The 20,071-nt window shown below is 39.1% G+C and carries 15 protein-coding genes and 1 riboswitch; of the genes, 7 read left to right on the top strand and 8 right to left on the bottom strand.

The window, feature by feature from the left end:
• The first annotated feature begins 61 nt into the window (after positions 1–61).
• A complete protein-coding gene (locus tag F1560_RS13760; RefSeq protein WP_149475203.1) occupies positions 62–1,045 on the top strand; it encodes a DUF4003 family protein in 984 nt (327 codons plus the stop codon).
• 53 nt (positions 1,046–1,098) lie between these two features.
• Here the strand turns inward: F1560_RS13760 and F1560_RS13765 are convergent, their stop codons facing one another.
• Together F1560_RS13765 and F1560_RS13770 are read right to left on the bottom strand one after the other, a co-directional pair.
• Complete coding sequence (locus tag F1560_RS13765; RefSeq protein ID WP_149475204.1) at positions 1,099–1,896, bottom strand: TerC family protein; 798 nt, start codon at positions 1,894–1,896, stop codon at positions 1,099–1,101.
• Positions 1,897–2,353: 457 nt separating this feature from the next.
• Entirely contained in the window at positions 2,354–4,093 is a 1,740-nt protein-coding gene (locus F1560_RS13770) for a phospho-sugar mutase (RefSeq protein WP_149475205.1), read from the bottom strand.
• Positions 4,094–4,486: 393 nt separating this feature from the next.
• On the opposite strand from F1560_RS13770, the gene F1560_RS13775 reads away from it, so the two are divergent.
• Complete coding sequence (locus F1560_RS13775) at positions 4,487–4,669, top strand: SE1832 family protein (protein ID WP_149475206.1); 183 nt, start codon at positions 4,487–4,489, stop codon at positions 4,667–4,669.
• A 91-nt stretch (positions 4,670–4,760) separates the two neighbouring features.
• Here the strand turns inward: F1560_RS13775 and F1560_RS13780 are convergent, their stop codons facing one another.
• Entirely contained in the window at positions 4,761–6,611 is a 1,851-nt protein-coding gene (locus F1560_RS13780; protein ID WP_149475207.1) for a cation:proton antiporter, read from the bottom strand.
• A gap of 353 nt (positions 6,612–6,964) precedes the next feature.
• Between F1560_RS13780 and brnQ the strand changes: the two genes are divergently transcribed.
• Together brnQ and recQ are read left to right on the top strand one after the other, a co-directional pair.
• Entirely contained in the window at positions 6,965–8,248 is a 1,284-nt protein-coding gene (gene brnQ, locus F1560_RS13785) for a branched-chain amino acid transport system II carrier protein (protein ID WP_149475208.1), read from the top strand.
• 109 nt (positions 8,249–8,357) lie between these two features.
• The gene (recQ, locus tag F1560_RS13790; protein ID WP_149475209.1) at positions 8,358–10,508 is read left to right on the top strand and encodes a DNA helicase RecQ; all 2,151 of its coding nucleotides are present in this window, start codon (positions 8,358–8,360) and stop codon (positions 10,506–10,508) included.
• Positions 10,509–10,653: 145 nt separating this feature from the next.
• Here the strand turns inward: recQ and F1560_RS13795 are convergent, their stop codons facing one another.
• Positions 10,654–11,898, bottom strand: coding sequence for an aminopeptidase (locus tag F1560_RS13795; RefSeq protein WP_149475210.1), 1,245 nt, complete (start codon positions 11,896–11,898; stop codon positions 10,654–10,656).
• 281 nt (positions 11,899–12,179) lie between these two features.
• On the opposite strand from F1560_RS13795, the gene F1560_RS13800 reads away from it, so the two are divergent.
• Positions 12,180–12,521: a winged helix-turn-helix transcriptional regulator gene (locus F1560_RS13800; RefSeq protein ID WP_149475211.1), complete on the top strand. Its 342-nt coding sequence runs from the start codon at positions 12,180–12,182 to the stop codon at positions 12,519–12,521.
• A gap of 90 nt (positions 12,522–12,611) precedes the next feature.
• Here F1560_RS13800 and F1560_RS13805 read toward each other — a convergent pair whose 3' ends face one another.
• From F1560_RS13805 to megL, 4 genes are all read right to left on the bottom strand, one after another.
• The gene (locus F1560_RS13805; protein WP_149475212.1) at positions 12,612–13,124 is read right to left on the bottom strand and encodes an acyl-CoA thioesterase; all 513 of its coding nucleotides are present in this window, start codon (positions 13,122–13,124) and stop codon (positions 12,612–12,614) included.
• Between the two features lie 30 nt (positions 13,125–13,154).
• Positions 13,155–14,594, bottom strand: coding sequence for a cardiolipin synthase (gene cls, locus F1560_RS13810; RefSeq protein ID WP_149475213.1), 1,440 nt, complete (start codon positions 14,592–14,594; stop codon positions 13,155–13,157).
• A gap of 282 nt (positions 14,595–14,876) precedes the next feature.
• Positions 14,877–15,083: a hypothetical protein gene (locus F1560_RS13815; RefSeq protein ID WP_149475214.1), complete on the bottom strand. Its 207-nt coding sequence runs from the start codon at positions 15,081–15,083 to the stop codon at positions 14,877–14,879.
• Positions 15,084–15,322: 239 nt separating this feature from the next.
• Complete coding sequence (gene megL / locus F1560_RS13820) at positions 15,323–16,507, bottom strand: methionine gamma-lyase (RefSeq protein ID WP_149475215.1); 1,185 nt, start codon at positions 16,505–16,507, stop codon at positions 15,323–15,325.
• Between the two features lie 180 nt (positions 16,508–16,687).
• Here megL and rarD point away from each other — a divergent pair, with 180 nt between their 5' ends.
• Together rarD and F1560_RS13830 are read left to right on the top strand one after the other, a co-directional pair.
• Positions 16,688–17,593 carry an EamA family transporter RarD gene (gene rarD, locus F1560_RS13825; protein ID WP_149475216.1) on the top strand — a complete coding sequence of 302 codons (906 nt, stop codon included), beginning with the start codon at positions 16,688–16,690 and terminating at the stop codon, positions 17,591–17,593.
• A 123-nt stretch (positions 17,594–17,716) separates the two neighbouring features.
• Positions 17,717–17,832, top strand: a riboswitch (SAM riboswitch).
• Between the two features lie 94 nt (positions 17,833–17,926).
• Positions 17,927–19,624, top strand: a complete 1,698-nt coding sequence (locus tag F1560_RS13830; protein ID WP_149475217.1) for a PLP-dependent aspartate aminotransferase family protein — start codon at positions 17,927–17,929, stop codon at positions 19,622–19,624.
• The last annotated feature ends 447 nt before the right edge of the window (positions 19,625–20,071 follow it).

Genomic DNA, 20,071 nt, shown 5'->3' on the forward strand with positions numbered 1-20,071 from the left:
AACTTTTACGGTTATAAATCGTATTACTTGTATACCCCTTAGAAGAAAGGCGGGATGATTGATGTATTCAGAAAAAATTAACCAATACAGAGCTATTTATAAGGAACTATACGCTGCAATGAAATGGAAAGTATCCGATAGACGGACTTTAATGGCGATCGCTTCTCTCTATGTGATGAGCAAGAAAGAATTCCATTTCGATGCATTTATACAGCTTGCTGATCGTATAAAAGCTAGAGCCGGTTTCTTTTCACCAATGAAGTCTACCTCACGATTTACTACTGCAGCAACACTTGATATAAAATTTGATCGTCCCGAAAATCAAATTAATAACCTTTTCGTTTTCTATGATAAATTAAGAAAAGCTAAATTCAGTAGTGGTGTGTACACATATTTAGCTGCATCTACATTGCTGACTCATGCCGATCACAGAGAAAATGAGGAGCAAATGATTGTCCGAGCAAAGGAAATCTATGATGGCATGAAAAAAGAGCATCCCTTCCTTACAAGTGCAAGTGATTATCCACTTGCCGTATTGCTCGCATACGATAACCACAATAGCATTATTGAACAGATTGAAAGATACTATGAATCATTAAGTAAAAACGGTTTTCGAAAAGGGAATGACCTACAGTTTCTAAGTCATATTCTTTCATTGGATACAAACACGTCTGTTGATCGTTTAGTTAGTCGGACTACGACAATAATGGATAGCTTTAGAGATGCTGGTATTAGGCCAAGACCAATGTATTATCCTATTATTGGCATGCTTAGTTTACTGCCAGAAGAACAATTTCAAATGCATGAGATTTCACGGATGTTTGATCAACTAAATAACGAAAAAAGCTTTCGATGGCAAAAGGATATGAACCTGATTACAGCAGTTTCCTTCTACGTAAATGAGAAAATTGACAATAAAAGCCTAGCAGCAACAACTCTTCAAACGACATTAGAATCCATCCTGCAGGCACAACAAGCGGTTATGATTGCTACAATCGCTTCAACTACTGCAGCCAGCAATGCGGCGAATAATAGCACGAATTAATTCGAGAAAAAAACACTCCACTTCCCAAAAAAGAAGTGGAGTGTTTTTCTTCATTAAGCTTCTTGTTCTTTGCTTCCTTTCGTACCAGAAGCAACCCAACCAACAACTGCTGTTAATACTAATACACCATAGAAAATAGATTTCCATAACGTAGAATGCGGGAATTCATATGGAATCCATGCAATATCCGGATGCGCCAATACCATCACAGCTAGCTTCACACCAACCCAGCCAACAATAACAAAAGCTGCCGTTTCTAGGCCTGGTCGTTTATGGAGCAAGCCAACAAAGATATTAGCTGCAAAACGCATGATGATTAGACCAATCATCCCACCAGCAAATATGACAGCAAATTGTCCAGCATCAAGACTTCCAATCGTACCCAATCCTGTTGCCGGTAGTGCTACCGCTAAGGCAACCGCTGCAAGGATCGAATCCACTGCAAATGCTAAGTCAGCAAACTCTACTTTAAGAACAGTAAGCCAAAATTCCTTTGGAGAAGCTTCTCCATTCTCATTAAGCTTAATAACCTTTTTCCCTTTTTCAATATCATCTTCGGATTTCGATTTAAATTTACTGTATAGATTCCGAAAGGCGATAATCAACAAGTATGCTGCACCTAGTGCTTGAACTTGCCAAAACTCCACAAGGAACGAGATGACAAATAATGATCCAAAGCGTAAGATAAACGCCCCTGCTAATCCGTAAAACAAGGCCCGCTTCCGTTGTTTTTCTGGAAGATGCCTTACCATGATAGCCAATACTAATGCATTATCAGCAGCTAAGAGCCCCTCCAGTCCAATTAAAACAACTAAAACCCATAAGTATTCCAAAATCAATTCTGTTCCCATGTGTACGCTCCTTAAAATGTAGTCTCATCAACAGGGAAAAGAACACAAAAAGAGACCTTTACCTGTTGATGGGTAAAGGTCTCGCTAACAACGTTCATTGCCAATTAAGCCGGAGATAGAATCTCGTAATGACGACTTAAATTGTACAGCTACTCCCCTTTAGGAAATATTAAGTTACTCATATTAAACCCTATTTATCGCAAAATGTCAAATTTCGCTTTGGGAGATTTGTTCAACTAGAAGTCGTAAACGCTCACAGCTTTCACTCACAATAACTTCTTGACCTTTACAGCATTGACCAACGTTTTGAATCGATTTGATACCTTGCTAAAATTATAATTCCCAATTAAACGAAAGATAATCAGCTATCATGTATCTAGCTTTTGACAGGAGGTCACATGCCGTATCTGTTTTTTGTAATGTCATTCTTAAAAGACGTATGCAAGTAGCACCTTTTTTACTTATTGGCTAAAATATCAGAAATAATTTGATCCATCGTTTCTTTTAACGAAGCTAGCTTCGCTTCACTATCTTCTTTATCCTTACCACGTACACCATAATAGCATTTAATTTTTGGCTCCGTTCCAGATGGACGTAAGCAGACCCAAGCATCTTCCTCCAAAATAAATTTCATCATGTTTTCCTGTGGCAAGTCGATTGTTTCTTTTCTTGCTTCAGCCATTAGTATGCGTTCGCTCGTTAAATAATTTTCTACTTGTTCAACTTTTATTCCGGCAATTTCTTGAAGTGGGTTGGAACGGATTTCATCCATAATTTTAGTAATCTGTTCCGATCCTTCCTTCCCTTTCAATGTTAATGAAGACATTCCTTCCAAGAAATAACCGTGCTTCTCCAATAAAACATCCAATGCCTCAAATAACGTTTTTCCTTGTTTCTTCCAATAATGGGCCATTTCTGTTGCCATCATTGCAGCTTGAACTGCATCTTTATCACGAGCAAAACTACTAATTAAATAGCCATAGCTCTCTTCAAAGCCGAATATAAACGTCTCGCCAGTTGCGTCAAATTGATTAATTTTCTCGCCAATAAATTTAAATCCTGTCAACGTATCAAGTGTTTTTACATCGTATGATTCTGCAATCGCTCTTCCAAGCTCTGTTGAAACAACTGTCTTGATCATACGTGGATTTTGGTAAACTTGTGGATTTGTATGCGACAAAATATAATCAAGCAGCAATGCCCCAAGCTGGTTGCCTGTTAATACTTGGTATTCACCAGTTTTATTCTTAACTGCCACCCCTAAACGATCTGCATCAGGGTCCGTTCCGAGTAAAATATCTGCATCCGTCTTCTTACCAAGCTCAATTGCCATCGTAAAAGCCTGATGCTCTTCTGGGTTCGGTGATGCTACCGTAGAAAACATTGCATCGGGTTCAGCTTGTTCTTTCACAATAGCTACATTCGGAAAATTAAGCTGCTCAAGTCCTTTTGTTACAAGATTATAAGCCGTTCCATGTAATGGCGTGAAAACAATCTGAAGATCCTTTTCCTCTTGATGCACAGCCTCGCTCATTTTTGTCATATGATACAGACGTTCCAAATACGCATTATCGATTTCATAACTCAACCAATTAAGAAGCCCTTTTTCTTCCAACTCTTCTTTTTTCAAAAATGGTACCGTCAATTCATCTTCCGTCTTCTGGATGGACTCAATAATAAGATTTGCTTCTTCTGGAACAATTTGAGCACCAGTTTCATTGTACACTTTAAATCCGTTGTATTCCGGAGGATTATGGCTTGCAGTAATCATGATCCCTGCAACAGTCCGCAAATAGCGCACAGCAAAAGAAAGTAGTGGCGTTGGGCGTAACGATTCAAATACATGTGTTTTAATTCCATAGGAACCAAGCACCTTGGCCGATTCAACGGCAAATTCCTTTGACATATTTCTTGAATCATAGGCGATAACAACACCTCTATCACGAACATTAACTTGGTTTGCTAATAAATAGTTCGCAAGTCCATTAACAGCTTTCCTTACCGTATATACGTTCATCCGATTAATGCCGGCACCGAGCACACCTCGCATGCCACCGGTACCAAATGTTAATTCTTTATAAAATGCGTCTTCTAGTGCATGTTTATTATCTTTAATCGTATGTAATTCTGTTTTCAAATCCTTATCGAGATCTTCAAATGATTCCCATTTTTGATAGATTGCTTCCCAATTGCTCACATCATTACCCCCATATTAGAAAACTTGGCATGCTTCAAGCCCTTAGGCGAATGCCTTAGTTGCACTTATGCAGATAAGAAAGTTTTATACTTTCTTATCTGCCAATTATATATATGTCAAAATTTTAGCATACTTTTGTGCTTTATACTATAACTCTTTATCATAATATCTGGAAGTTGTTTTCGAATAAAGATTGTCCAATCTATTTTTCCAAATATCGTTCGGTTAATAGCTTTTGCACACACTTACCAATAATTACTAGTAGCCTTTTTAGTACGCTATACCATCCTATGCAGGAGAATCGTATCATATTCCTTTTTTAAATAGTTTTTAAGATAAATTAAGACGATGCTTTGCTATAATAGACACATCAGATCAAAGGGGGGATGATTCTTGACAAAGCAGCAGTTGCTAGCAAAGCTGGATGAATTGAAATCCGATTATGTTCGGATTCAGGGTGATATGGACAAATTAGAATATGTTAAAGGCAGAGTATCCTCTGCAGAAGAGCAGCTAATCCGGTTGGAGGGTGAAATCGCTGAGGTGAATCGCCAGCTGGACGAAATAGATGATTAAGTAAAAGCTAAAGGACAAGCATCTGGTTAGTCTTGGAGACGAACGTACTAAATAGGGAGGAAAACACATTACGCTCTCCTCCCTTCCTTTTTTACTCGTCTAACGATCGATTACTTTCCAGTTTTGCCTGAATTTTTGCTTGCTCCTTTGTTGTTGGAGTCAAGCTAACGATTTTGTCGCCGATCGCAGGGACCGTACGCATCTCCTCCGAGAAAAACTTCAACTGTCCTGAAGGCTTAATTAAATATAAGAAAATAGTTGAAGGATCCTTCTCTTCTTTGTAAGCCTCAAAGGTGAATTGCTCCGTCAATGTTGTTTGGCGGAATACATAACCACTCTCCACTTTTTCAATCAATGTTTCGAGTGGAAACTTTTTATCGAATAAGATTCTTCCTCCTACTTGAGATACAACTCCCTTTGCATTGCCATTATCAAGCTGTGTATAAGGACTTGCCTTAAACACGTTTGTCCTACCGTATTCTGGTAAGAATGTTGTACAAATTAAGGAATTAAACGCCCGATCATCGGTTACAGCAAGCAAGTACTCATACGGAATCGTGTCCAAATGATGTTCTGTTTGTTCCGAGAGCATATTCCCATAATAAAAAGGTACCCCCGACTTTCTTGCTATACTTAGATGCTCCCATGATGAATCAATGATCATAGATGGAACATCCACCTTCGACAAGGACTTGGATAATTCAGCCGTAAATGGATTGCTGCCAATAATCAGCACACCAGGATTTCCGGTCATCGATAGGTCTAATTTTTTCGCTAGCCACCCAATGGAAAAGCCGTGTGCCAAAACTGTAAAAATAACAAGTGCAAATGTCAATGTTGTTAAGATCGAAGCATCCTCATATCCTGCATCTGCCAAAACAGTGGCAAAGTAGCCTGATACCGTTAATGCAACAATCCCTCGCGGAGCAATCCAACCAACAAGTGCCCGCTCATTAAAAGATAATCCCGTCCCAATCGTAGCTATAAAAATAGACAATGGACGAACAGCAAACATCATTAATAGAACATAGCCAATAATATTCGGGCTGAATATATGCACAATGGTTTCCATTTCTAACGAAGCTGTCAGCATAATAAAAATCGTCGATATAAGAAGCACTGAAATATTTTCTTTAAAGTGCCGCATATCTGAGATTGAACTAATCCCCATATTGGCAAGAGTTATACCCATAGCTGTTACAGATAAGAGCCCTGTTTCATGCATTACTTCATCTGCAGCTGTAAAACAAAAGATAACGACAACAACTACTGCCGGTGACTTTAAAAATTCAGGAATGTGACCAGTTTCGAATATCCATCCTAAACCACGGCCCAACGCCCAACCAAGAATAATCGCAAATAACGAAGCAGCAAAAAACATAAGCAGTTGCGTACCATCTGGATCGATTGCCGTAATAAATGTGATGATTTCAAAAGCAAAGACTGCAAGCAAAGCACCGATTGGGTCAACGATTATTCCTTCCCATTTTAAAATTTTAGCAGGTCGGGATTTCAATTTTGACTGTCTAAGTAACGGCATAATTACAGTTGGACCTGTTACAATAAACAAACCACCAATAACAAACGCTACCGCCCAAGAAAGTCCTGCCACATAGTGTGCAGTTAAAGACCCGAGTATCCATGCAATAAATGCGCCAACCGTTGAAATTCGGAAGATTGATTTCCCTATTCCACGCAGCTCGCTAAACCTTAAATTCAAGCTCCCTTCAAAGAGAATGATCGCAACCGCCGCTGAAATAATCGGACTATACATCGGTCCAAAACTCTCTTCTGGGTTTATAAATCCAAAAATTGGACCAACTAATAATCCGGTGACGGCCATTACTACAATCGCAGGCAATCGATAACGCCATGCCACCCATTGTGATCCAATTCCAAGTAATCCAATGATCATGATTTCAAATAACAATGAAGGAACCATCTCAACCCCCCTATGCAAATTTTATAAACGTTATTTTATAGATGTGCCTATGAAATGTAAATGATTTATGCGTTTTTTATAAGCGTTTTTTAAGCGTGCAACCGGTTTAAATTATGGCATAATCCACATAAGTTTTATGTTGCCTTTTAATTAGAAAAATGAATTTAAAATGGTTAGCTAGAGCAATTCATACAGAGCATTGACAAGTGCTATCAGTTCTTGTTACGATGACTTTTGCTGCAAAATTTGCCGCATTAATTATTGTTATTATCTGACAATATCTTTAACTTAAATTTTCGAAATACAACGAAAGTAGAAGAATGTCTACTTACATATGTCGGAGGCTATACATCATGAAAAAAGATACATTTACAATCGGCTTTATGCTTTTTGCCTTATTCTTTGGGGCTGGCAATTTAATATACCCACCAATCCTCGGGATTAACGCAGGGACTGCTTATTGGGCTGCAATGAGTGGATTTATTATTACCGGAGTCGGACTACCTATTCTTGCAGTAACTGCTATTTCATTTGTGAAAAATGACACAAGGGAATTAGCAGATCGTGTTCATCCATTATTTGGATTGATTTTTACTTCCATTGTTTATCTTGCGATTGCTCCATTCTTCGGAATACCACGTGCAGCAACAGTAGCATACGAAATGAGTATCGAGCCATTTTTAGCTGGTAACTCATCACTTGCATTATTCATTTTTACAGCTATTTTCTTTATACTTGTCTTTTTATGTAGCATCAATCCATCGAAAATGGTGGATCAAATCGGTCAGTACCTTACCCCAATTTTATTAGTGGCCATTATCAGTTTAAGTATCGGTAGTTTTATAACCCTCGATACCCCATTGGTTTCACCAAATGGAAAATATATAAATGCACCCTTTTTTACAGGCTTTATGGAAGGGTATTTGACGATGGACGCGATTGCAGCTCTTGCATTTGGAATTATCGTTGTAAATGCGTTTAAGGAGCGAGGTATAACAACTAGAAAAGATTTAGTCAAATCGACGTTAAAAGCTGGAGCGATAGCTGGAATTAGCTTAATCATTGTTTATGGTTCACTTGGTTGGATTGGAAGTAAGATGGCAACTTATGGATCATTTACCAACGGTGGAGAAATATTGTCTCGTGCAGCGAACATCATTTTTGGTAATTTCGGAACATTGTTACTTGGATCTATCGTTATACTAGCATGCTTCACCACGTCTATTGGTCTCGTCGTAGCTTCTGGGGAATTTTTCTCGAAAACAACGAAGCTCCCTTATAATTGGGTGATTTTAACTGTAACAATTGTCAGCTTTTTCATTGCAAACCAAGGGTTAAATACAATTATTAGCTACTCTGTTCCAGTGCTAGTGTTTATCTATCCAATAGCAATCGTCCTCATCCTTCTTACATTTTTGGATAAGCTATTCGGGGGCGCGAAGGCTGTTTATCGTGGAGTTGTTCTACTAACAGCAGCATTTAGCTTATACGATGGATTAACTGCATTCGGTTTTGAACTGCAAGCCATGACTAAATTCATGGAGTATCTCCCATTCTTCCCCTTAGGACTAGGCTGGGTTGTTCCAGCATTTGTTGGGGGCCTGATTGGTTTATTTGTTTCCAAATGGAAAAGCTGACCTTCTGAGGTCAGCTTTTATTCAGGAGCCGACTAGCTTCCCTATTCTCTCCTACTGACAGTCCAATCAAAAATATGTTAGGATAAATCTATGAAAAGGAGGCTCCCTCATGACGTTAGTAAAAGAAGAAAAAATTCTACAAACCTATTTTGGCTACGAAACATTTCGTCCAGGGCAAGGACAAACAATTAATCATATTTTACAATTCCATAACACCCTTGCTGTGATGCCAACGGGTGGTGGTAAATCACTATGCTACCAAATTCCTGGTATGTCGATGGACGGAACCGCTATCATCATTTCCCCATTAATCTCTCTTATGAAAGACCAAGTGGATGCACTTCAAGCTTTAGGTATCCCAGCTACTTACATTAACAGCTCTCTTTCCAGCGGAGAACAACAAGCCCGATTACGTGATGTTGCAAATCGTCGTTATAAGTTTGTTTATGTAGCACCAGAGCGTTTTGAATCCATGACATTTGTGAATGTGATTAAACGTATCCCACTAGCACTTGTTGCATTTGATGAAGCACACTGTATATCACAATGGGGACACGACTTTAGACCAAGCTATCGTTCAATCGTTCCTAATTTGAAAAAACTATCGAACATCCCTGTATTCGTCGCACTAACTGCAACAGCGACAGAAGAGGTTATTCATGATATTCAAGAATTGCTACATATTTCAGATGACCATGTGGTTAATACTGGATTCGAACGGGAAAATTTATCCTTCCATCTTGTAAAAGGGAAAGATAAGCAGTCCTACATCCGATCTTTTTTAGAGGAGCACCGTGAGGAATCTGGCATTATTTATACAGCCACACGAAAGCAAGCAGATGCATTATATGATCAACTGACGAAGCGCGGGATTTCTGTTTCTAAATATCATGCAGGTTTAACGGAACAAGAAAGAAAGGAAGCACAGGCTGCATTTATCCATGATGAGAAATCGATCATGATTGCCACGAATGCTTTTGGAATGGGGATCGATAAATCGAATGTTCGCTATGTCATTCACTATGCGATGCCAATGAACATTGAATCGTATTATCAGGAAGCAGGTCGTGCTGGACGTGACGGCGAGCCAAGTGATTGTATTCTTTTGTTCTCTCCACAAGATGTGCAGTTGCAGAAGTTTTTAATTGAGCAGTCCCAAATGGATGAAGCTTCCAAGCAAAATGAATATCGTAAATTACAAGCGATGATTAACTATTGCCATACCCATGGCTGCCTAACTTCCTTTATTCTCGATTATTTTGATAAAAATGTAATAAAGGGTTCCTGTAATCGTTGCAGTAATTGTGTAGAACGTCAGGAAAAAATGGATATTACAGAAGAAGCACAAATGATTCTTTCCTGTGTGAAGCGTATGGGCGAGCGCTTTGGTGTCGGAATGACAGCAAAGGTTCTAAAGGGATCCAAAGATAAAAAGCTTCGTGATTTCCGGCTTGATAAAATTACAACCTATGGAATACTTTCTGCTTATACAGAGAAGGAATTAACGGAGCGGATACACTTCCTCATTGCAGAACAGTTATTAGCAACCGAAGAAGGACAATACCCAACACTGCGTTTGAATCAAAATTCAGTAGAAGTTTTAAAAGGAAAACGCCCTGTTGAAATGTTTACTGCACTAATTCCAACAATTGAAGACGCCGATTACCATGAAGATCTATTTGCGAAATTACGTGCATTACGGAAACAAATTGCCGACGAGAAAAATGTGCCACCATATGTTCTTTTCTCCGATGTTACGTTAAAGGAGCTAAGCCGTTATTTTCCTACGGATAGAGAGGATATGCTGGAAATTAAGGGAATTGGTGAGAAAAAATACGACCAGTATGGTGAGGAATTTTTAGCAGTTATTCAAGAATGGCGTGCAGAACACCCAGATATCAAGCAAAAAATTCGAATTGGTGATACCACCTCAGCGAAACCGAAGGAAAAGAAAACTGCAGATGACCGACCTAGTCACCTTGTCAGCTACCAGATGTTCCAATCGGGGAAATCATTGAAGGATATTGCAACTATTCGAGGTTTTTCTAAAATGACGATTGAGAATCATATTTTCAAAGCCGTGCAAGATGGCTATCCATTAGCCTGGGAGATCTTTTTTAATGGACAAGAGGAAGAAGCTGTACTTACTGCTCACGAAAAGCTAGAGGAGCCAAAGCTAAAACCATTGAAAGAATTGCTGCCAGAGGAATATGATTATACTAAAATTAAAGCGGTGTTGGTTAAGAATGAGTTGATGTAGGTCGGCGGCAAGTGCGTTACGTGGATTTATGGTGCCATAGTGCGCGGCGATGGTGCTTTATTTGGACGAATGGTGCCTTAGCATGGAGGTGTGTTCCAGATAAATGAAAATCCAGCGCTTCATTTGAGCGCTGGATTTCTATTATTTATTCACCTTTTACATTCAATGCCCATGTTCCATTGCGGAATACAGCTTCTGTTGTTCCGTCTGCCTTTATACCATCGATATCCATTTCTGCAGAGCCGATCATAAAGTCAACGTGGATTAAGCTATCATTGACACCATGTTTATCAAGTTCTTCTGCACTCATTTCAGAACCGTTTTCTAAGTTCGTCGGATAAGCTTTCCCTAAAGCGATATGGCAGGATGCATTTTCATCAAATAATGTATTGTAGAAAATTAATCCCGATTGTGATATCGGAGATTCGTCTGGAACTAATGCAATCTCTCCTAGTCTACCTGCTCCTTCATCTGAGTCAAGCAGATGCTTTAATACTTCTTCTCCTGTTTCCGCTTTAAAATCAACTACTTTACCATCTTTAAAAGTCAGGCTGAAATTATCGATTAAGCTACCGCCATAGTTAAGTGGCTTCGTGCTTGCAACCGTTCCATTTACCCCATATTTATGTGGCATTGTAAATACTTCTTCCGTTGGGATATTCGGGTTGAACGTCACGCCTGTTTCTGCTTCTGCAGATCCGCCCTTCCAAATATGGCCTTGCGGAAGCTCCATTTCCAGATCTGTCCCAGGTGCTTTAAAAATCAATTTTTGATAGTTTTTCTCATTCAGAACTTGACGTGCTGTTTTTAAAGTTGCATTATGTTGATCCCATGCAGCAATTGGATCATCCTGGTCAACACGTACAATGCTTACAATAGCTTCCCACAGACTTTCCACTGCATCCTCTTTTGACTTATCCGGGAAAATTTTCTGTGCCCAATCACCAGAGGGGATTGAAATAATTGACCAAGGAATTTTGTCATTCATTGTATAGTTACGGAAATTAACCATTGCTTCTGCTGCAGCTTTGTTTGCTTTCGCAACACGTGATGGATCAATATTTTGTAATAAATCAGGGTTCGTTGAACGGATGTGTAGGACTGCTGCGCCTTCTTCTGCAAATGTATCATGAAGCTTTACTCGCCACTCCGGAAAGTCTTCAATAACTTCATCTGGAGCGTTTTCATACTTCAATAAAGTCAACTCATCATCGACCCAATTAATATGCACATCTTTTGCACCAAACTCGTATGCTTTACGAGCAACGATTTTTGTAAAATCTGCTCCCTCAAGTGGCGCGTTAATCATTAATGCTTGCCCTTTTTGTAAATTAATACCTGTGCGCAATGCTAATTCCGCATACTTTTCTTGTGTTTTTTGACTTACCATAATTTAACCTCCAAGAATATTTCAGATAATGGCGCCACCCAATTAAATTGTAGGTCTTTCATAATTGGGCTGAACGTACCATATAGTCATTATTCCATAATCAATAGAAAATTGCCAAAATCACCTTCTGATTTCCCAAAACCCCAACGAGTAAGGCAGTCCTATTTACGTGTTCAGCAGATTATGATATTATATTAATATAGAAGTTACTTTTTGTAATCACTGTAGATTTTTAATATAAAGTACATTGAAATGACCGTATATGAAATGAGGTGATCATGATGGAGAAATTATGTCCACGTTTTGAAAAGGCGATGGGTCTCCTTAGTACACGCTGGGTTGGCTTAATTTTATTTGAATTATTAAAAGGAACAAAACGCTTCTCCGAAATGGAAGCTGATTTGCCTATTAGCGGAAGACTGCTGTCCGATCGATTGAAGTTACTTGAAAAAGAAGGTATTGTAGAGCGAAATATCTATTCCGAATTTCCTGTTCGGATTGAATATTCTCTTTCTCAAAAAGGCAGGGATTTAGAACCGGTTATCAAAGAAATTCAATCTTGGGCCGATGACCATGTTACCGCGGATGAAGTTCAAGAAGATACTGAAAAGCTAAACGACTAACGATATAGGCGATTAAAGTACAAAAAGGCTGTTACGCGTAGTGACAGCCTTTTTTCTTTATGTCCAACTTGAAATTCAGAATCGAAATTTCTATTCCATTGCGTATTTTGTTCCAAAGGTTGTAGCTAAATTTTGGGAATGACGTCTTCTTTCTCCCCTACGCTTTGCTCGTAATGCTGCATTTTCATGGAGCATTTTTTCCAAATCTGTTTCTGGATAAACAGATGGTACTGGAACAGGTTTTCCTTTTTCATCGATAGCTACAAACGTCATAAACGCAGTTGCACTTACTCTTCTTTCTCCTGTTACTAAATCCTCTGTTACTGCTTTTGCAAAAACTTCCATCGATGTGTGATGCGTCCACGTAACAAAGGCCTCAATAGAAATTGCATGCCCCACCTTTACAGGTGCCAGAAAATCAACTGAATCCGTAGATGCTGTCACAACGGGATTCCGTGCATGCTTTACTGCCGCTATTGCTGCAATATCATCAATATGTGCCATTAATTTTCCACCAAATAGTGTTCCAAAAGCATTTGTATCTGGCGGGAGTACATGCGTGGTTTTAATTGCTAATGAGTTTGAACATGGTTTTTCTTCCATTTTCTTTTCCTCCTGATGTCTCTCCGTTCACTATAATACCGGCGAAATTAACCTAGAAATCGACTCCTTAAATCGGATGCCGAGTGTTCTTTGATCGTATAGTTTCTTCGTCATTTGCGTCGATAGCTCGATATCACTGTTAAACTTCTGAACTAATTGATTTGCTATTTCGGAATCATATAAAAATGCATTTACTTCAAAGTTGAGGCGGAAGCTGCGAACATCAATGTTTGCAGTTCCAACCGATGCGATTTTCCCATCAACAACTAGTGTTTTTGCATGGAGAAAACCGTTTTGATAAATAAATACCTCTGCACCAGCTGTTAATAGTTCTCCACTACTAGACAACGTTGCCCAGTACACAAATGGATGATCTGGTTTATTCGGAATCATAATTTTCACGTCTACACCGGATAATGCAGCAATCCGCAATGCATCTTTCACACTTTCATCTGGTATAAAATAAGGTGTTTGAATATAGATGTATTCCTTTGCAGCCATAATCATTTTTATATAACCGTTTTTTATTTGTTCCCATTCCGTATCCGGACCACTTGAAACAATCTGGATCCCTACATCTCCACTTACACTCGTGTTATAGTATCGATCATCATATAGAATATCATTTTTGGACGCTTGATTCCAATCGAGAATAAAACGAGTCTGTAAACTTTGAACGGCCTCTCCCATTACACGTAAATGCGTGTCACGCCAATATCCAAATTTCTTTTTCTTCCCAAGATATTCATCCCCAACATTAAAACCACCGATATACCCTATTTTTCCGTCTATAATCGTTAGCTTACGATGATTTCGATAATTTATTTTGAAGTTGATGATGAGCCTTGATGGGAAAAACGCCTCGACCATAACACCAGCATTCTTTAATCGTTTTACATAGCTTCTTTTTAGAGAACGCGACCCCATGTCATCATAGAGAACACGTACGTCCACCCCTTCATTCGCTTTTTTTATGAGAACCTCTGCTATGCGCTGACCAAGCTCGTCACTTCGCATAATATAGTATTGCATATGAATATGGTCCTTTGCTTTTTGCAAATCATGAATCAGCGCATTGAACTTCTCTTCTCCATCGGTATAAATTTCTACCGCATTATCTTGTGAAAAAATAGCATCATCATTTCGTAATAGCAAGTATACCAAGTCACCATATTGACTCAGTGCTTTATCATTAAAATGAAAATCCTTATCCTCCAAGGAGCGCAACTGTGATTGAACAGTAGTTTTTACACCCATCCTGCTTTTCTTATCCCATGTGAAAATTCGTCTGTTACTTATTGGCTTACCAAAAATTAAATAAAGGAAAAACCCTGCGATCGGAATAAACAGCAATACCATTAACCATGCCCACGAAGAGGTCGGATCTTTCCTTTCCAAAAATACAATAGAAATACCTAAAGCAATATTCAAAATGATTATAAGTCCGAGTAAAAACGACAGTATCCCCATCGTATCAATCTCCCTCTAAACGTATATTTCCACTATCTAATATAGCACAGAATTTTAATCCAAGTTAGTGAAGCTACTTTTGCAATGATTTATGCATACTATTTAGCCTATCCAAGAGACATTAAAACATTGAAGGGAATTTTTCTTTTTTATAATTCGTATTTGAAAGAAACTCCGAACTACTGCAATTATGGATTAAGCGTGTGTATACCCCGCTACGGAAACACAATACGCTTTTCGCGGGTGACCCTTGAGCCTCTTCGAACTCTGGACACGTATCCCTCAGAAGTCTTCGTGTGTTTCCTTCGCTAGAATTGGCGCGTTACCTAGTATTAACATCGTTATCAAAAATAAAAAACGTTGCTCAATCCAGTCCGGGTGAGCGTAGGGCGGTGACTCCTCGAAAATAAAAACCAATTTTCTTCGTGCGATGTAAAAGCTGACGAAGCATTCCTTGCCTGCGGGAACAGCACGTGTCTGAAGACTCACCGGAAGTGCTCTTCTTCCGGAGAGGCTGAAGCCGTGTCCTAAGGTGCGCATCCGGCCGAAGCGATCCCGGGCGGCAATAGTTGCTCATACTAGCAATTAGGTTAGTGCGAATTTTATATAAAATTCAAGTTAAAATATCGTTTCTTCCTATCCAATTCTATTATCAAAGAACAAATAAAATACACGTCTATGCTAGAAAATAATTCGCATAAGACGTGTACTATAAATAAGTGCTTCACCTATAATTGATCTAAAGCCTGTTCTAAATCTGCCCAAATATCCTCCCACGCTTCCAATCCAACAGATAAGCGAATGAGCTGATCTGTAATGCCCATTTGCTGGCGTACGTCGAACGGTATACTTGCATGTGTCATGGTAGCTGGATGCTCAATTAACGTTTCTGCATCTCCAAGACTGACTGCGATTTTTAAGAAGCCTAATCGATTCAATAACTGTTGTGCTCGACTTTTATCTCCTTCCACTTCAAAGGAAATGACTCCACCGCCACGTTTCATTTGTGTTTTCATAATCGAAAGATCTGGATTATCGTCGTCTGCTGGATAATATACATGAGCGACTTTCGGATGATTCTTCAGCTGGTTTACAATTTTTTCGGCATTGTCACAGTGACGGTCCAAACGAACTGGCAATGTTTTTAAACCACGCAACAAAAGCCATGCATCAAAGGGGGAAATAATCCCGCCAATATCCTTTTGTGTTGTTTGGGAAAGCATATCAATAAACGATTTTTTCCCAACTACTAAACCAGCAATCACATCTCCGTGTCCGCCAATATATTTCGTTGCACTATGAATAACAATATCACATCCTAATTCCAATGGTTGTTGTAAATAGGGAGAAGAAAATGTATTGTCCACCACAACCGGAATGTCATACTCCTTCGCAACTTCTGTCACCCGCTGCAGATCGATTAAACGCATCGTTGGATTAATCGGTGTCTCTACATAAATAACTGCTGTTTCTGGTCGAATAAGATTACGAAGCGCTTCCTTTGATTTCATCTCTGAAAAATCTGTCGTTATATTATATTTTTCTCGCATCATCGTTAATAATCCAAATGTACATCCATACAAGCCGGAAGAACATATAATGTGATCATTTGCTTTGGTGAGTGCAATAAGAACAGCCGAGACCGCTGCCATACCAGAGCCAAATGCTAGCCCAGCTTCTCCCTTTTCTAATGTCGCAATCCGCTCTTCGAGTACACGGACGGTTGGATTCCCTAGCCGCGAATAAATATAACCCGATTCCTCACCAGCAAAGCGGCGTTCCCCTTGTTCCGCAGTTTCAAATGTATAGGTAGATGTTTGAAAAATCGGCGGGGAAAGACTTCCAAGCATTTCTTTTGTATCATACCCTTCATGAATGACAGCCGTTTCAAAATGTTTTTGTTTTTGTGTCATCAAACAAGCCCCCTTCTATGCATGTTTCGTATACTTTTATACCCGTATCTATCATAACGGAAAAAACCTATATATGAAAGCGTTTACTACATAATGCTAAGCTAACTGATTGCTAAATTACTAAATTCCATCTACTATTAGAGGATTGTGAGCAAAAGTCAGTTTGGGAGGGAAATTTTAATGGATAATCGGCATACGAAAATTGGCATCATCTATACATTCAGTGCCTACCTCTTGTGGGGAATCATTACAATATACTGGAAACAAATTGAATATGTTCCAGCAGGAGAAATTCTAGCACACCGAATAGCGTGGTCAGCTGTATTCATGCTACTTCTCGTCATTATCCTTGGAAAATGGGATGACTTCATACAAGAATGCCGAGGAATTTTGAAAAAGAAAAAGCAATTATTTGGTATCACAACTGCAGCGATTGTGATTACTTTAAACTGGTTTCTATTTATTTGGGCAGTTGTTCATGGACATATCCTGCAAGCGAGTCTTGGATATTATATCAACCCGCTCATTAGTATTTTACTAGGAATTATCATTTTGAAAGAACCTGTAACGAAAAGTCAATTGCTCTCCTTTATTCTGGCAGCTATCGGCGTCCTTTATTTAACTTTCAGTTATGGTGTATTTCCTTGGATTTCATTACTATTAGCAACAACATTCGCATTATACGGATTGCTGAAAAAGACAGTCGATGTTAGCGCAATAGCTGGTCTAACAATTGAAACATTACTTATTACACCAGTTGCACTTATTTACTTATGGATTATTCCAAATGGTTCATTTACATTAACACCATTCACCACGGTTACGAACTTATTTTTAATTGGAGCAGGTATTGTTACTGCCGTTCCATTATTATTATTTTCCAGTGGTGCAAAACAGATCCCTCTAGCCATGGTAGGATTTTTACAATATATTACTCCGACAATGATGCTAGTAATCGGTGTATTTTTCTATAAAGAGCCATTCTCACAAGCTCATCTCGTTACATTTGTCTTTATATGGACTGCTTTATTTCTATACATGGCCTCAATTTATAAAAATTCACAGCGTCATTTGAAGGCCCACTAAATAAATCTGTACAATGTGCGAAAACAAAAGGTTGTACACTATTTATTTTAAACTTTTCAGAAAACGTTGTTGACAGATGCTAGAATACATTGTATACTCACACTAACTTAAATAATGCAACATCTCTTATCAAGAGCGGTGGAGGGAATAGGCCCTATGAAACCCGGCAACCTTAAAGCATTAATCTGCTTGTAACGGTGCTAAATCCTACAGGTCAAGAACGGCCTGGAAGATAAGAGGAGGAACGTTCGTACATACGCCCTCTTCTTAGGAAGAGGGCTTTTTCGTTTTCCCTCTTCAAAAAAACATAACATTTTAAGGAGGAATTTTATTATGTCACATTTTCAACCAGAAACGGTACTACTTCACGGAGGTCAACAGCCCGATCCAACTTCAGGGGCACGTGCTGTCCCAATCTATCAAACAACTTCTTATGTTTTCCGTGATACAGAGCATGCTCAGAACTTATTTGGCTTAGCAGAAACAGGTAATATATATTCTCGTATTATGAATCCAACAGTTGATGCATTTGAACAGCGTGTGGCTCAATTGGAAGATGGTGTTGGTGCTGTAGCAACTTCATCAGGTATGGCTGCTATCACACTAGCTATCTTGAATATCGCGGAAGCTGGAGATGAAATTATTGCGGATAGTAACCTTTATGGTGGTACGTACAATCTGTTTGCAGCAACCCTTCCACGTTACGGGATTACAGTAAAGTTTGTTGATGGTACAAAGCCGGAGGAAATTGAAGCTGCGATTACCGATAAAACAAAAGCAGTGTTTGGTGAAATTATCACAAACCCAAGTCTTTACGTATTTGATGTTGAGGCTGTTGCTGACATTGCACACGCACATGGTATTCCGTTAATTATTGACAATACATTTGCTCCTTATATTGCAAAACCACTTACTTGGGGTGCCGATATTGTGATTCATTCGGCAACAAAATGGATTGGTGGCCACGGTACAACAATTGGTGGTGTTGTCGTAGATGGTGGGAGATTCAACTGGGATAACGGACGGTTCCCTGGCTTCACCGAGCCAGATGAAACATATCATGGCTTAAAGTTTAAGGATCTTGGTCCAACCGCATTCATTACGAAACTACGTGTGCAATTATTACGTGATATCGGTGCATGCTTAAGTCCACAAAGCGCATTTTTATTTTTACAAGGACTAGAAACACTTCATCTTCGTATTGAAAGACATCTACAAAATGCCGAAAAAGTAGCTTCCTATTTACAGGAGCACGATGCAGTGGAATGGGTCAACTTCCCTGGTCTAAAGGAACACCCATCACATGCACTTGCTAAAAAATATTTCAAAAAAGGCTATGGCTCCATTATTACATTCGGTATCCAAGGTGGACGTGATGCAGGCAGAAAACTAATTGACAATGTAAAACTATGGTCACATGTAGCAAACGTCGGGGATGCTAAATCATTAATTATCCACCCTGCTTCAACAACACATCAGCAGTTAAATACTGAGGACTTGAAGAAAAGCGGTGTAACCGAAGAGCTTGTCCGCTTGTCGGTTGGATTAGAAGCTGTTGAAGATGTTCTAGCAGACTTAGAGCAAGCGATTAGTCAAGCAACTGGCGTTAATCAAGTTGCAAAACAATCAGATGATGCTGCAATTAAAGGCTTACTTTCTTCTCCATTTGATCGCAAAGAAGGAGTACGCAAAAAAGTTATTGCTAGTATCGGTATTGAACCAAGCAAAGCTAAATCATTAGAAAAAATTGGATTTGAAATCGTCCCTGTTGGAACAGGTCCATATAACGAATTATCAGAAGTACCTTCCCCAATTGATGCATTGTGGGTTAACAATGAAGAGCTTCCATCTGCGGTCATTGAACAATTGGTAAATAAAGAAATCAAGTTTATTTTTGCAGAAGGTACAGCAAGCGCAAATCAAACCGTACAGCATGCAAATGCTGCCGGAATAATTGTAACGGATGCAAACCCAGCAACATTAGCAATCCAACTTCGCAGCAATAACAAGCAGGAAACCGTTTCTGTTTAACAATTATACATGATCAGGTTTACGCATCCATTAAACAGGGAACGTTCTAAAATAGTAGACCTAAAATTTAAATCGCCTTCTTCATAGAGGGCGATTTTTTATTTAAGTCCATTACGCCCATTCACATCGTATTTGAAGGAAACTGAGACGTAATGTGCAATTATGGATTGTGCGTATACTCGCTACGGAAACACACTACGCTTTTCGCGGGTGACCCGACGCTTCTTGAACTATCATTCTGTGAAGTTCCACTCTGGCCACGTATCCAGCAGAATCATCCGCCCGAAGCGATCCCGGACGGCGATTTTTGTACACACTTGAAGAAAACAGCCGAGAAGTTAGTTCGCAAATTATATCTTCTGTATAAAAAACAACAGCTTTTTTTACATAGAGCGTAATCGCAGATCCAGATTTTTTGAAAAACATCCCGTTATGGAGATCAACTTC

This window comes from Oceanobacillus polygoni, assembly GCF_008304605.1.
GTDB lineage: Bacteria > Bacillota > Bacilli > Bacillales > Amphibacillaceae > Oceanobacillus > Oceanobacillus polygoni.